Source organism: Bacillus sp. AF62, from assembly GCF_050312695.1.
Taxonomy (GTDB): domain Bacteria; phylum Bacillota; class Bacilli; order Bacillales; family Bacillaceae_G; genus Bacillus_A; species Bacillus_A cereus.
In genome coordinates, this window is the sequence record NZ_JBNPJZ010000047.1 from 269,766 (window position 1) to 283,155 (window position 13,390).

The following is a 13,390-nucleotide window of genomic DNA, read 5'->3' on the forward strand; positions in this document are numbered from 1 at the left end:
ATATAGCTTTAAAGCTAATATGGATAATTTTACTTGTTATTTTGGTCAAGTCAAGGATAAATACATAAAAAGGCAGCTGAATACTAGATTCAGCTGCCTAGAAAATATAATGGATTAGTTTGTTGCTTCTTTCAATGTGTTTACGTTTTCTTCCATTAAAGTGAAGTAATCTTTATTATTTTTTGCATCATCTTCAGAAACAGTAGCTAAGTGATTTAAGCGTAAAACTTTTGTACCAGTTTCTTTTTGAATAACAGATGCTACTTTTGGAGTAGAGAACGTTTCGAATAAAATATATTTTAGATTATGTTCTTTTACTGTTTTTGTAATGTCAGCAAGCTGTTTTTGAGATGGTTCATCAGAAGCTGAAATTCCAGCGATAGGAATTTGTTTTAGGCCGTATCGTTGTTCCCAGTAACCATAGGCAGCATGAGAAACTAAAATTTCTTTCGTTTTTGCGTTCGCTACAGCTGCCTTAAATTGATCGTCTAAATCAGTAAATTTAGTTTGAAGTGCTGCAAAGTTTTTTTCGAATTCTTTTTTATGTTCAGGTTGTAATTCTACAAGTGCATTTTTAATTTTTTCTGCCTGTTTCATTGCTAGAGTAGGATCTAACCAAACATGTGGGTCTTTATCGTGATGATGTTCATCTTCATTATGGCCATCTCCATGATCATGATGCTCTTCTTCAGTAGAAGCACGAAGCTCAATACCTTTAGATGCATTTACAATTTTAACATTTTCTTTTTGTAATGTTTTTTCCATTTTTTCAGCAAATGGTTCTAATTCAGCGCCGTTATAAACGAATAAATTGGCTTTTGCAACTTGTACTGTTTGTTTTTGACTTGGTTCAAATGTATGTGAATCTGCACCAGGTGGGTAAATTGCTTCAACATTTACATAGTCGCCACCGATTTTCTTTGCGAAATCAGCAAGTGGGAAAATCGTTGTATAAACTGTTAGCTTTCCATCTTTCTTGGCATTACTTTCTTTTTTATTTGAGCAGCCAGCGAAAATTAAGGTAAAAATAAGTAAGAATGAAAATATAGTCAATCTTTTAGGCATGAAGTTCTCCTCTTTTCTTTTTTACGGATATATTTTCCCCAATTATAGAAGAAAAATATCATTTTAATACAAAACGGAATAATTACGTTTTAGTTTGCGAACTTAGTATAATACATCTTTAATAAAGTTGCAATAAATAATAATCATTCCGATTTGTTTTTGTTATAAAGTTGTCAAATATAGGTGTATTATTTTTGCAAATGCATGCATATGTGACAACGCTGTTTTCATATATTGAAAAGGAGGTAACGAGGGGGATGAGCGCTTGGGTTACTTAATGGAAGCTATTTTATTAATATTAGCGGTAGTATTGCCATTATCTTTCGTATTAATTTTTTTAAGAAGATTAATAAGTAATTTAGGGGACGCTACAACAATAACGAAATTACAAGAGAGAGATGAGAAAAAAGAGTGAGTAAAGCACTATGCGTACGCATAGTGTTTTACTTGTGGTAAAATAAGAGCAGGAAACTCCTAAAGGTTGTATTTTACTGAAGGAGAGAAAAGTAAAATAAGAGGTATATGCATATATGAATAAGCGAACAGCGTTAATACTTGGTGCAAGTGGTTTAGTTGGACAAGAGATAACGCGTCTATTACTTGAATCAGATTACTACGATTCGGTTACTATTTTTGTAAGAGAGCCAATGCAATTTCAACATGAGAAGTTACAGCAGAAACAAGTTGATTTTTCGGTATTAGAGGAATATAAAGAGTTCTTTGCTGTGGATGATGTTTTTAGTTGCTTAGGAACAACAATAAAAAAAGCAAAAACAAAAGCAAATTTTAAAAAAGTAGATTATGAATATACGTTACGAGCTGCTTGTTTAGCTGAAAAACAAGGGGTGCAAAATTTCCTTGTTGTGTCTTCTATGGGAGCGAATCCTAAATCATTTTTCTTTTATTCACAAGTGAAAGGAAAAATGGAAGAAGAATTGCAAAAGTTAGTAATCGGTGGTATTCACATTTTTAGACCATCATTATTAGTAGGAAACCGACAAGAATTTCGTTTCGGCGAACGAATGGCTGAAAAGTTATCTCGTATTATTCCTTTTATTTTTAAAGGGGCTTTCAAAAAGTATAAACCAATTTCAGCTAAAGATGTGGCGAAAGGTATGTATATAACCGCGCTGCGAGAAGAATCGGGTATCCATACTTATAATTCAAATGAAATTACAACGATAGAATAAATAAAACCGAGAAGAATGACTTCTCGGTTTTATTTATTCGTATGAATTTTTCCTGGTGCTCGCTTATATTGGTGAGGTTCTTGCAATTCAAAGCCAAGTTCATTGGCCGCTATTCTTGGGAAGTACGGATTGCGAAGTAATTCACGTCCGATGAAAATTAAATCTGCTTCGTTATTATTTAAAATTTGCTCTGCTTGTGACCCAGTCGTAATCAATCCCACTGCACCAGTTGCAATGTTAGCATGCTCTTTAATATGTTTAGCATATTGTACTTGATACCCAGGATAAACATCGATGCGTGCAGGGACAACAGCTCCAGAGCTACAATCGATTAAATCTACTCCTTGTTCTTTCATCCATTTTGTATACTGAACATAATCTCGAACTGTTAACCCTTCAGGATGATAATCATTTGCTGAAATACGGACAAATAACGGTCCGTTCCAAACTTCATTTATCGAGTCAATGATTTCGCGTAAGAAACGATAGCGGTTTTCAGGTGAACCACCATATTCATCAGTCCGCTTATTGGAAAGCGGAGAAAGAAATTCATTAATAAGATAACCGTGAGCACCGTGTATTTCAATAACATCAAATCCAGCTTGTTTTGATCGTACTGCAGCTTGCTGAAAAGCTAATACAGTATTTTTAATTTGGTGTTTGCTCATTTCTATTGGCATTTTCATTGTTTCATTAAATGGAATGGCTGAAGGAGCTAACGCATCTGTTTCTAATTCTGCTTTTCTTCCGGCGTGAGCGAGTTGAATGGCAGCTTTTGCGCCGTTATCATGTATAAAAGTAGTCGTTTTATGTAAGCCTTCAATTAGGTTGTCATCCCAAATACCTAAATCTTTGTTAGAAATTCGTCCTTCAGCTAACACCGCAGTTGCTTCAACCATAACTAAACCTACTTGGCCAGCAGCGCGAGTTCCATAATGAATGAGATGAAAATTCGTAACGCTGCCATCCTCATTCCCCGATGAATACATACACATAGGCGACATAACGATACGATTTTTTAGTGTAACGTTCTTAATTGTATAAGGTGAAAAAAGCTTGGAATTCATCAAATAGCCTCCTTGATTGAATTTTCTTATATTTTACCATTCTCTTTTTTGTTTCTCTAATAAAACGCTTATACGAAAAATTTTGTATATTCGTGTTACAATGACTAATATGAACTGAATTGGAGGATGGCATATGTACCAGGCTTATTATGAAAGCGAAGTAGGTTTGCTTGAAATTACAGCGAATCAAGAAGGAATTACGTCTGTTATATTTGTTGATGAACGACAAGAAGAAAATAAAAATGAAATGATAGAACAATGTATAAATGAGTTAGATGAATATTTTAAAGGGAAAAGAAAAGAGTTTACGGTCCCGCTGTCTGCGGAGGGAACAGCATTTCAAAAAAATGTATGGGATGCACTTTATACTATTCCATACGGCGTAAGTGCTTCATATTTAGATATTGCAGAGAAAGTTGGAAATATAAAAGCTGTACGGGCAATAGGAGGGGCAAATAGTCGAAATCCAATTTCAATAATTGTTCCATGTCACCGTGTAATAGGAAAGAGTGGAAAGCTTGTTGGATATGCTGGTGGTTTATGGAGGAAAGAGTGGTTATTAAAACACGAAGGTATTTTGAAATGACGTATGGATGGGAAGAGGGATTGTTTTGAAATGTATAAATTGTGGGCAACCTTGCGAGGAGGAACAGTTAAATTGTGCAAGTTGTCAGCGAAACTTGGATAATGAACAAGAGGAAGGTAGCTCGTTAATAGATAAAGAACTAGAAGTATATGTAGGGAGACAATATCCGTATTACAAAAGGAAATGGGAACTTGAGAATAAGCGGATTGCTAGGTGGAGTTGGAATGGTTGGGCTGCAATTTTCAATATAGGCTGGCTAGGATATCGTAAATATTATATACCAGCTGCTTTATTTATGCTGTTATTAGTAGCTTGTGATGCATTTTCGTACTATATGGGATTTAATGTAGCGTTGCCAATCATTAATATGGTGCCTTTGACGTTTTTATTACTCATTTTTATTCTGTTTGGAATGGGGATTTTTGCAAATGGATTATACTATCAATTTGCGGAAAGACGTATATACCGAATAAAAGCAAGAGAAATAAAAGATAAATCAGTTGAAAACTATCTAATCAATGATAGCGGCGGAACGAGCAAAATGGGAGCGACAATTGTTACTATTTTAGCAGTTGCTAGCATATTTTTTAGTCATTTCTTTTTTCCGACTGATCGAGACGTTATTCAAAAGGTTCGTACAAGCTCGCTTTATGAATATCCTTTCTTTTCAATAGGTGAATCTTTCGAAAATTATTTTCAAAATTCAGGTTGGATATATTATCGTGGAACGGAAGGGTTAGAATTAGTAGAATTCCAAGGATATAACACCGGAACGCCAAGACAAAAGGTGAAGATTCAATTTGTTGTCGATTATAAATTAGGTGAAGTGGAACCATACTCACTTATGGTTAATGGTGAATCTAAAACTGAAGAAGAGTTTTTGAAGCTGATGGAAGAAATATTTAAAGTTCAAAATCCATTTGATATAGAGGATGGATTACAAGTAAATGCTATTCAAGAAAGCGGCTGGAAAGAAATTTCCGATCGCTTTTTTCTATGTTTGTTAAAATAAATATTTAAAATAATCAGAATCTTTTGTATAATGAAATATATTATATAGGATTTAACTTATACATATAGATTGGGGGAAGGAAGAATGAAGAGAAAGACAACAACAATTGCTGCACTTGCGTTAACGACGAGTGTATTGGTTGCAGGATGTGGGAATGGTGAGAAGGCTTCGACAACGAAGAAAGAATCGAATAAGGGAATGGCTGATAAACAAGTTTTAAATTTGCTAGAAACAGCTGAAATTCCTTCAATGGATACATCTAAATCAACGGATTCTGTATCTTTCCGTGTATTTGTAAATGCAATGGAAGGTTTATATCGTCTAGATAAAGATAATAAACCAACACCAGGTATGGCAAAAGATGTGAAGATTAGTGAAGATAAAAAGACATATACATTTGAATTACGTGATGCGAAATGGTCAAATGGTGATCCAGTTCGAGCACAAGATTTTGTATATGCATGGCAACGTACATTAGATAAAGCAATAGCGGCAGAATATGCATTCATTTTATTTGATGTGAAAAATGCACAGAAAGTAAATAAAGGTGAATTACCAGCAGATCAATTGGGTGTTAAAGCGAAGGATGATAAAACGTTGGTAGTAGAATTAGAGCAACCAGCACCTTATTTTCTTGAGCTTACGTCGTTCCCTACATTTTTCCCATTAAATGAAAAATATGTGAAAGAGCAAGGAGATAAATACGGATTAGAAGCAGATAAATTAGTATATAATGGACCATTTACAATGAGTCAATGGAAACATGAACAAAATTATCAGTTAAAGAAAAATCCTAATTATTGGGATAAAGATACTGTAAAGTTAGACGAAATTAATGTAAGTATTGTGAAGGAAACAAGCACGGGAGTAAATTTATATGATAGTGATCAAGCAGATCGAGTTATTTTAACTTCTGAATTTGTTGATAAATATAAAAAGAATAAGCCAGATGAATTTAAAACGAAGTTAGATCCACGCATATATTTCTTACGTTTTAACCAAAAAAATGCAACATTTAAAAACCAAAAAGTACGTGAAGCGATTGATTTAGCATACGATAAAAAAGGAATTGCTGATGTCATTTTAAATGACGGTTCATTGCCAGCATATTTCTTAGTACCTGAAAAATTCACGACAGGTCCGGATGGAAAAGATTTCCGCTCTGTAAATAAAAACTTCCGTGATAGTAAAGATAACGCAGAGAAAGCCAAAAAATTATGGGAAGAAGCGAAGAAAGAGCTTGGGCAAGATACAATTACGGTTGAATTACTAAACGATGATAACGGTAGCCGTAAAAAAGTAGGCGACTTTATTAAGGAAGAACTAGAGAAAAACTTGCCTGGTATTAAAGTGAATTTGAAACAGCAACCATACAAGCAGAAGCTAGATTTAGAAAAGAAATTCCAATATGAATTCTCATTATCTGCATGGAGTCCTGATTATCCGGATCCAATGACTTATATTGATATGTTTGTTACTGGAAGCTCATTTAATGAAATGGATTATTCTAATCCGAAGTATGATGATTTAGTAGCGAAATCAAAAGGAGAGCTATTAAAAGATGATAAAGCACGCTGGAATGCACTTGCGGAAGCTGAAAAAATCTTAATTGGTCAAGACGCAGCAATTTCTCCTACGTACCAACAAAGTACAGCTTATTTAGAGAAGCCGTTTGTAAAAGGCATTGCTAACCATACGTTTGGCGGGGACTTCAGTTATAAATGGGCATATATTACAAAAAAATAGTATAATAAAAGATGAGTGAATTTTCGCTCATCTTTTATTTGTATAAGGAGGAATTATAGTTGTTAAGGGGAATCAATCATATTTGTTTTTCGGTATCTAATTTAGAAAACTCTATTATGTTTTATGAAAAAGTATTAGAAGGAGAATTATTAGTTAAAGGAAGAAAATTGGCTTATTTTAACATATGTGGAGTATGGATAGCGCTTAATGAAGAGACGCATATTCCGAGAAATGAGATTCATCAATCTTATACGCACATTGCATTTTCTGTTGAACAAGAAGACTTTAAATGTCTAATACAGCGATTAGAAGAAAATGATGTTCATATTTTACAAGGAAGAGAACGTGATGTAAGAGATTGCGAATCTATATACTTTGTTGATCCTGACGGTCATAAATTTGAGTTTCACTCAGGGACACTGCAAGACCGTTTAAATTATTATAGAGATGAGAAACCTCATATGACATTTTATTAGGGAGGGATAGCATTTGCATGCACTTGTAATTGGTGGAACAGGAATGCTAAAGAAAGTTTCTATGTGGCTTTGTGAAAAAGGATTTTATGTTTCTATTATCGGGCGAGATGAAGTGAATTTAGAAAATGTTAAGCGAATGAGTTCTGCACCAGAAAATATTACATGCCTTTCGTTAGATTATCATAATGATGAAGATGTAAAGCTAGCTATTAAAAGTACAATTAAGAAAAATGGCCCGATCACATTAGTTGTTGCATGGGTACACACAAGTGCAAAGCATGCACTATCAAATATTTGTAAAGAACTAGATTTGTCGTCTAAAACATATAGTTTATTTCATATTTTAGGTAGTAAAGCATCACGTATGCCTGCACAAAAAATAGGGAGTACGCGATGTATTTATTATAGAATTATTTTAGGTTTTATTTTAGAAGATACATATGGAAGATGGCTTACTCATGAAGAGATAGCTGATGGAGTTATAAAAGGGATTGAAAGTAAACGAGCGGAGTGGATTGTAGGGAGAGTTGAACCGTGGGAATTACGACCAACATGGTGAGGGGGAGTAAGAAATGAAAACAACTATATATGTAACAAGGCATGGTGAAACAGAGTGGAATGTAGCGAAGCGAATGCAGGGACGAAAAAATTCTGCTTTAACTGAAAATGGTATAGTTCAGGCGAAACAATTAGGGAATCGAATGAAAGATTTACCAATCCATGCGATCTATAGTAGTCCGAGCGAAAGAACACTTCATACGGCAGAGTTAATAAAAGGGGAACGTGATATACCCATTATAGCGGATGAGCATTTCTATGAAATCAACATGGGTATATGGGAAGGACAAACAATCGCGGATATAGAAAAGCAATTTCCAGAAGAAGTACATCTATTTTGGAATGAGCCACATCTTTTTCAGTCAACATCAGGCGAAAATTTCGAGGCCGTTTATGAAAGAGTAATTGAAGGGATGCAGCTTCTTTTAGAGAGGCATAAAGGACAAAACATATTGATTGTTTCTCATGCGGCAGCAGCAAAATTACTTATAGGGCATTTCGCGGGAATGGAAATAGAAAATGTGTGGGATGATCCATTTATGCATAGTGCCAGTTTGAGCATAATAGAATTTGAAGAGGGTATTGGTAAAGTGAAACAATTTGCAGATATAAGTCACTTTCAATAAATGTAAAAAAGGCCGCAAAACGGCCTTTTTTGGGTGGTATAAAAACTAGCAGTTACGTTTTTTATACCAGAAGTGATCGAATTTCTTATTTTTGCAAGATGGGAATTTATGTCCGCCTTTGCAATCATTCCATTTGTGTCCGCTATCGTGACAGTCTTTACCATGATCACATGAATCATCGCAAGAGTGACCGTGTCTGTTAGGGAAGAATTCGCATTTTTTACAGAAACTTCGTTTTGTCCAGAAAAATTTCTTTTCAAAGCGTATGCATTTTGTAATGAATGTACAATGTTTTCTGCGAGTCCGCTTTGTAACTAATACGCATTCTTTTCTACGCGTTACTTTCGTAACGAACGTCCATTTTTGAACACGTACACGTGTACATTTCGTAACAAATGTCCATTTTTTTACATGCGTACATTTTGTAACGAACGTACAATGTTTCACGCGAGTACATCTTGTTCTTGGACATTTACCCCCAGTTGTACATTTACATCCAGTTGTACAATGATGATGAGTGAATTTATCATCATCGCATTCAAAAGTACTTGGATCTTGGTGTAAGAAATCCTCCATCCCAGCACTTTTGATTTCTTCGACAGCTTTTCTAATATCACGTTTCATAGAAATCCTCCTTATCATGTATTAAAGTGAAAAGGTATTCTTTTTCCTTAACATGATATGTATGTAGGCATCTTTCTGAACAGGACAAGAGTGTAATTTTATATAAATAGATGATTGCGGATGTATGGACAAGACAAGGCGCATACATTGAATGAAGAGAACTGAGAAGGGATGAGAAAACATGCTGCCTTCATATGATTTTTTTGTTCATCCAATGTACTTAGTGGAATTGAAAAAGGACATTTGGTCAGATAGTCCAGTGCCAGCAAAATTAACTTATGGAAAAAAGAAGTATGACATTGATATCGTATACCGTGGGGCTCATATTCGCGAATTTGAGAAAAAGTCTTATCATGTTATGTTTTATAAGCCTAAAAAATTTCAAGGTGCGAAAGAGTTTCATTTAAATTCGGAGTTTATGGATCCGTCTCTCATACGAAATAAATTATCTTTAGATTTTTTTCATGATATTGGTGTACTTTCGCCAAAATCACAACATGTATTAATAAAAATTAATGGTCAAATTCAAGGTGTGTATTTACAGTTAGAATCGGTTGATGAAAATTTTTTGAAAAATAGAGGATTACCGAGTGGTTCTATTTATTATGCGATAGATGATGATGCGAATTTTTCATTAATGAGTGAACGAGATAAAGATGTTAAGACAGAGCTCTTTGCGGGTTATGAATTTAAATATTCGAATAAAAATAGTGAAGAACAACTGAGTGAATTTGTATTTCAAGCGAATACTTTGACGAGGGAAGCCTATGAAAAAGAAATTGGGAAGTTTCTACATGTAGATAAATATTTACGATGGTTAGCAGGAGTTATTTTTACGCAAAACTTTGATGGTTTCGTTCATAACTATGCACTATATCATAACGATGAAACAAATTTATTTGAAGTTATACCGTGGGATTATGATGCGACTTGGGGGCGAGATGTACAAGGGAGACCACTTAATCATGAATATATTCGCATTCAAGGGTATAATACGTTAAGTGCAAGATTGCTAGACATACCTGTATTTAGAAAGCAGTATCGAAGTATTTTGGAAGAAATATTAGAAAATCAATTCACAGTTTCGTTTATGAGGCCGAAAGTAGAAGGGTTGTGTGAATTGATTCGCCCATATTTACTACAAGATCCATACATGAAAGAAAAATTAGAAACATTTGATCAAGAGGCTGATATGATTTATGAATATATAAATAAAAGAAGAAAGTATATACAAGACCACTTACATGAATTGGATTAATTTTGAAAGAGATTGAAACGTTATCAATCTCTTTTTTTTGTATAATAAAGATGTATCAATAAAAATGAAGTAATATATTTGATAGAGAATGGGGATGCGGATATATGACGATTAAATGGATTGATTGGGTAAAACAAATACAATCTATAGCTCAAGCGGGTTTAACGTATTCTAAGGATGGGTATGATATTGAGCGTTTCCAGCAATTACGAGATATTTCTATTTCAATGATGTCACATTACACGAAAACAGATTGGGAAGTCGTAGAGAAATTATTTGCAAGTGAGACAGGCTATCAAACACCTAAAGTTGATATAAGAGCGGTTGTTTTTCAAAATGAAAAGTTATTATTTGTGAAAGAAAAAAGCGATGGGAAATGGGCATTGCCAGGTGGATGGGCTGATGTCGGTTATACGCCAACCGAAGTTGCAGCAAAAGAGGTTTTCGAAGAGGCAGGTTATGAGGTAGATCATTTTAAGTTACTAGCTATATTTGATAAAGAAAAAAATCAACCATCTCCATCGGCAACGCATGTATATAAGATTTTCATTGGATGCGAGATTATTGGTGGAGAAAAGAAAACTAGTATTGAAACAGAAGAGGTGGAGTTTTTTGGTGAAAATGAATTGCCTAATTTATCAATTGCTAGAAATACAGAAGACCAAATTAAAGAGATGTTTGCCTACATGAAAGACCCGCAGAAAGAGAAATTAATAGATTAATCCTGCTTGAATTGTACATATTGTTAAAATGAAGATATTGGCAGATTGCAGCCTTTATGTAATAATGGGATGGTATGTGAAGAAAAAAGGAGATAAAAAAGAACATGTTAGCAAACATAATAGATCAGTTATTGCAATTTTTTGCAAGCTTAGGTTACTTTGGAGTAGCTCTTGCTTTAATGATTGAAGTAATCCCGAGTGAAATTGTACTTTCGTATGCTGGCTTTTTAGTAGCGAATGGTAAAATTAGTTTTGTGGGTGCAGTTATCGCCGGAACGATTGGTGGTACTTTAGCGCAAATCTTTTTATACTGGCTTGGATACTACGGAGGGCGTCCGGTTGTAGAGAAATATGGGAAATATCTACTTATTAATAAACATCATTTAGACATAGCGGAAGGTTGGTTTAAGCGTTATGGAGCAGGCGTAATATTTTCTGCGCGCTTTATCCCAGTAGTACGTCATGCGATCTCTATTCCAGCAGGACTAGCTAAGATGCCATTAAAACTATTTACACTTTATACGGTTGTAGCGATCATTCCATGGTCAATTCTATTTATATACTTAGGTGAAAAACTTGGTGGGAATTGGCGACAAATTAAAGAGTATGCATCTGATTACACACATTACATAATTATAGGAGCTGTTCTTTTTATTGCTCTATATTTTGGTTTAAAGTATTTCAAAAAGAAAAAAGCAGCGCGTTAAAGTCAATGATTTTTCATTGGCTTTTTTTGTTTGTTTCGGTTCTAAAGAAAAGGAGTTGTCCATAATGTGTAATAATAAAGCGTAGCGGAGGAATGTGATGAAAGGGTCACCGTTTATACGTGGAACGATATTTTTAACGATGGCAACGATGATATCAAAAATGTTAGGGTTTATATATGTTATACCATTTACAGCAATGGTCGGTACGAGTGGTTACGTTCTATACACATATGCATATCGTCCTTATACCATCATGCTCAGTATAGCAACAATGGGATTACCGCTAGCTGTTTCAAAGATGGTATCAAAATATGATCAACTGAATGATTATCATACGGTTAAGAGAGTGTTGAAAAGTGGAATCGTGTTTATGTTTATAATGGGAGTCATTTCGTGTTTTACGTTATATATGCTAGCTCCGCATTTAGCTAAACTTGTCATCGATGGGAATGATCAAACGGGGAATAGTGTAGGAGCGGTTACTACTAATATTCGAATTGTAAGTTTTGCGTTAATACTTGTGCCAGTAATGAGTTTATTAAGGGGCTTTTTTCAAGGATTCCAATCGATGGGGCCTTCTGCATTAAGTGTAGTTGTAGAGCAATTTTTTCGGGTTTTAACCATTTTAATAGGAAGCTTTGCCGTTTTATATGTTTTAAAAGCTTCTGTTTCGCTAGCGGTTGGTATTTCAACGTTCGGTGCATTTATGGGAGCTGTAGGTGGATTAACTGTTTTAAGTGCGTATTATATAAGAAGGAGAAGGCACTTAAAGAAAAAAGAGATGGAAAGTATACCACAAACAACGAAATCTTTTTTCTCATTGTATAAGGAGCTCTTTACATATTCTATTCCTTTTGTTGTGGTGGGCTTAGCAATTCCGTTGTATCAGACGATTGATACATTTACAATTAATAAACTACTTATACAAATAGGGTATATGCAAGGAGAAGCGGAAAAAATTAATGCGATAATTGGTCTTGTTCAAATGGTTGTGCTTATCCCGGTATCCGTTGCGACAGCTTTTAGTATGTCTCTCGTACCAGAGATGACGAAAGCTTACACAGCAGGAAATACGAAGCTATTGTACAAACATTTTACGAGAACAAATGTATTAGTAGTAGCGATTACGGTACCAGCGGCAATTGGAATGATGGTGTTAGCCAAGCCTGTATATACTCTTTTATTCGGTGCTGGAAATGATCCAGAGATGGGGAGAATCATTTTACAGTATTATGCTCCTGCTTGCATATTATTTTCTCTTTTTACAGTAACGGCTGCTATGCTACAAGGAATCAATCAACAGCAGAAGACGGTGCTAGGACTAGTGATTGGAATTATTGTGAAGATAGTTTTAAATATTGTATTGCTTCCGTATTTCGATTATGTAAGTTTTATCATTTCAACATACGCTGGCTATACGATTTCAGTCGGGTTTAACTTGTGGATGCTTTCTAAATATGTTATAAAGGCAACATAAGCTTTTAAGGCAGAGAGCACTCTGTCTTTTTCTATGTTTATCCCGCTTTAACGGGCAGTGAGACCCTCACCTCAAAATTCAGTGAAAGAAAAGAAGTTTGGTTGGGGGCGGGTAGCCCGTAAAAGCCCGATTTGTGAGGGCTAATAATCAGTGGGGGATGAAGCCACCCACTGATTAAAGTTTCACTTTATAATATTTTTCCTATAAAAACGTTTTCAAAATAATTTTTCTATTGAAATTTAAACGTATGTTTCATATGCTGAGAATGGCGGTTTA

The 13,390-nt window shown here is 34.7% G+C and carries 15 protein-coding genes; 12 read left to right on the forward strand and 3 right to left on the reverse strand.

Features of this window, described 5'->3' with window-relative positions; all coding sequences use genetic code 11:
- Nucleotides 1–114: 114 nt before the first annotated feature.
- Nucleotides 115–1,065: a metal ABC transporter substrate-binding protein gene (locus ACQRBL_RS09625; RefSeq protein ID WP_411995670.1), complete on the reverse strand. Its 951-nt coding sequence runs from the start codon at nucleotides 1,063–1,065 to the stop codon at nucleotides 115–117.
- Nucleotides 1,066–1,330: 265 nt separating this feature from the next.
- Here ACQRBL_RS09625 and ACQRBL_RS09630 point away from each other — a divergent pair, with 265 nt between their 5' ends.
- Nucleotides 1,331–1,480 (forward strand): hypothetical protein, encoded by a 150-nt coding sequence (locus ACQRBL_RS09630; protein WP_000540932.1) that lies wholly within the window; start codon nucleotides 1,331–1,333, stop codon nucleotides 1,478–1,480.
- Nucleotides 1,481–1,595: 115 nt separating this feature from the next.
- Complete coding sequence (locus tag ACQRBL_RS09635; RefSeq protein ID WP_001042732.1) at nucleotides 1,596–2,255, forward strand: oxidoreductase; 660 nt, start codon at nucleotides 1,596–1,598, stop codon at nucleotides 2,253–2,255.
- Between the two features lie 29 nt (nucleotides 2,256–2,284).
- Here ACQRBL_RS09635 and namA read toward each other — a convergent pair whose 3' ends face one another.
- Nucleotides 2,285–3,322, reverse strand: coding sequence for an NADPH dehydrogenase NamA (namA, locus tag ACQRBL_RS09640; protein ID WP_411995669.1), 1,038 nt, complete (start codon nucleotides 3,320–3,322; stop codon nucleotides 2,285–2,287).
- Between the two features lie 133 nt (nucleotides 3,323–3,455).
- Here namA and ACQRBL_RS09645 point away from each other — a divergent pair, with 133 nt between their 5' ends.
- The 6 genes from ACQRBL_RS09645 to ACQRBL_RS09670 all read left to right on the forward strand — a co-directional run bounded on the left by ACQRBL_RS09645 (nucleotide 3,456) and on the right by ACQRBL_RS09670 (nucleotide 8,326).
- Nucleotides 3,456–3,908 carry a methylated-DNA--[protein]-cysteine S-methyltransferase gene (locus tag ACQRBL_RS09645; RefSeq protein WP_000283912.1) on the forward strand — a complete coding sequence of 151 codons (453 nt, stop codon included), beginning with the start codon at nucleotides 3,456–3,458 and terminating at the stop codon, nucleotides 3,906–3,908.
- A gap of 7 nt (nucleotides 3,909–3,915) precedes the next feature.
- Entirely contained in the window at nucleotides 3,916–4,920 is a 1,005-nt protein-coding gene (locus ACQRBL_RS09650) for a DUF2628 domain-containing protein (protein WP_003274183.1), read from the forward strand.
- Between the two features lie 84 nt (nucleotides 4,921–5,004).
- The gene (locus ACQRBL_RS09655; RefSeq protein WP_000824273.1) at nucleotides 5,005–6,666 is read left to right on the forward strand and encodes a peptide ABC transporter substrate-binding protein; all 1,662 of its coding nucleotides are present in this window, start codon (nucleotides 5,005–5,007) and stop codon (nucleotides 6,664–6,666) included.
- A 59-nt stretch (nucleotides 6,667–6,725) separates the two neighbouring features.
- Nucleotides 6,726–7,142, forward strand: a complete 417-nt coding sequence (fosB, locus tag ACQRBL_RS09660) for a FosBx1 family fosfomycin resistance bacillithiol transferase (protein ID WP_000943769.1) — start codon at nucleotides 6,726–6,728, stop codon at nucleotides 7,140–7,142.
- Nucleotides 7,143–7,155: 13 nt separating this feature from the next.
- Complete coding sequence (locus ACQRBL_RS09665; protein ID WP_000543127.1) at nucleotides 7,156–7,701, forward strand: short-chain dehydrogenase; 546 nt, start codon at nucleotides 7,156–7,158, stop codon at nucleotides 7,699–7,701.
- Between the two features lie 13 nt (nucleotides 7,702–7,714).
- Complete coding sequence (locus ACQRBL_RS09670) at nucleotides 7,715–8,326, forward strand: phosphoserine phosphatase 1 (RefSeq protein WP_000858830.1); 612 nt, start codon at nucleotides 7,715–7,717, stop codon at nucleotides 8,324–8,326.
- A gap of 45 nt (nucleotides 8,327–8,371) precedes the next feature.
- Here ACQRBL_RS09670 and exsB read toward each other — a convergent pair whose 3' ends face one another.
- Nucleotides 8,372–8,950 carry an exosporium protein ExsB gene (gene exsB, locus ACQRBL_RS09675; protein ID WP_000817498.1) on the reverse strand — a complete coding sequence of 193 codons (579 nt, stop codon included), beginning with the start codon at nucleotides 8,948–8,950 and terminating at the stop codon, nucleotides 8,372–8,374.
- 181 nt (nucleotides 8,951–9,131) lie between these two features.
- Between exsB and cotH the strand changes: the two genes are divergently transcribed.
- The 4 genes from cotH (at nucleotide 9,132) to ACQRBL_RS09695 (ending at nucleotide 13,114) form a co-directional block, all read left to right on the forward strand.
- Nucleotides 9,132–10,208, forward strand: a complete 1,077-nt coding sequence (gene cotH / locus ACQRBL_RS09680; RefSeq protein WP_000938004.1) for a spore coat protein CotH — start codon at nucleotides 9,132–9,134, stop codon at nucleotides 10,206–10,208.
- A gap of 104 nt (nucleotides 10,209–10,312) precedes the next feature.
- Nucleotides 10,313–10,930, forward strand: coding sequence for an NUDIX hydrolase N-terminal domain-containing protein (locus ACQRBL_RS09685; RefSeq protein WP_000153575.1), 618 nt, complete (start codon nucleotides 10,313–10,315; stop codon nucleotides 10,928–10,930).
- A gap of 104 nt (nucleotides 10,931–11,034) precedes the next feature.
- The gene (locus tag ACQRBL_RS09690; protein WP_000880691.1) at nucleotides 11,035–11,637 is read left to right on the forward strand and encodes a DedA family protein; all 603 of its coding nucleotides are present in this window, start codon (nucleotides 11,035–11,037) and stop codon (nucleotides 11,635–11,637) included.
- A 97-nt stretch (nucleotides 11,638–11,734) separates the two neighbouring features.
- Entirely contained in the window at nucleotides 11,735–13,114 is a 1,380-nt protein-coding gene (locus tag ACQRBL_RS09695) for a putative polysaccharide biosynthesis protein (protein ID WP_000678841.1), read from the forward strand.
- Nucleotides 13,115–13,390 lie beyond the last annotated feature (276 nt).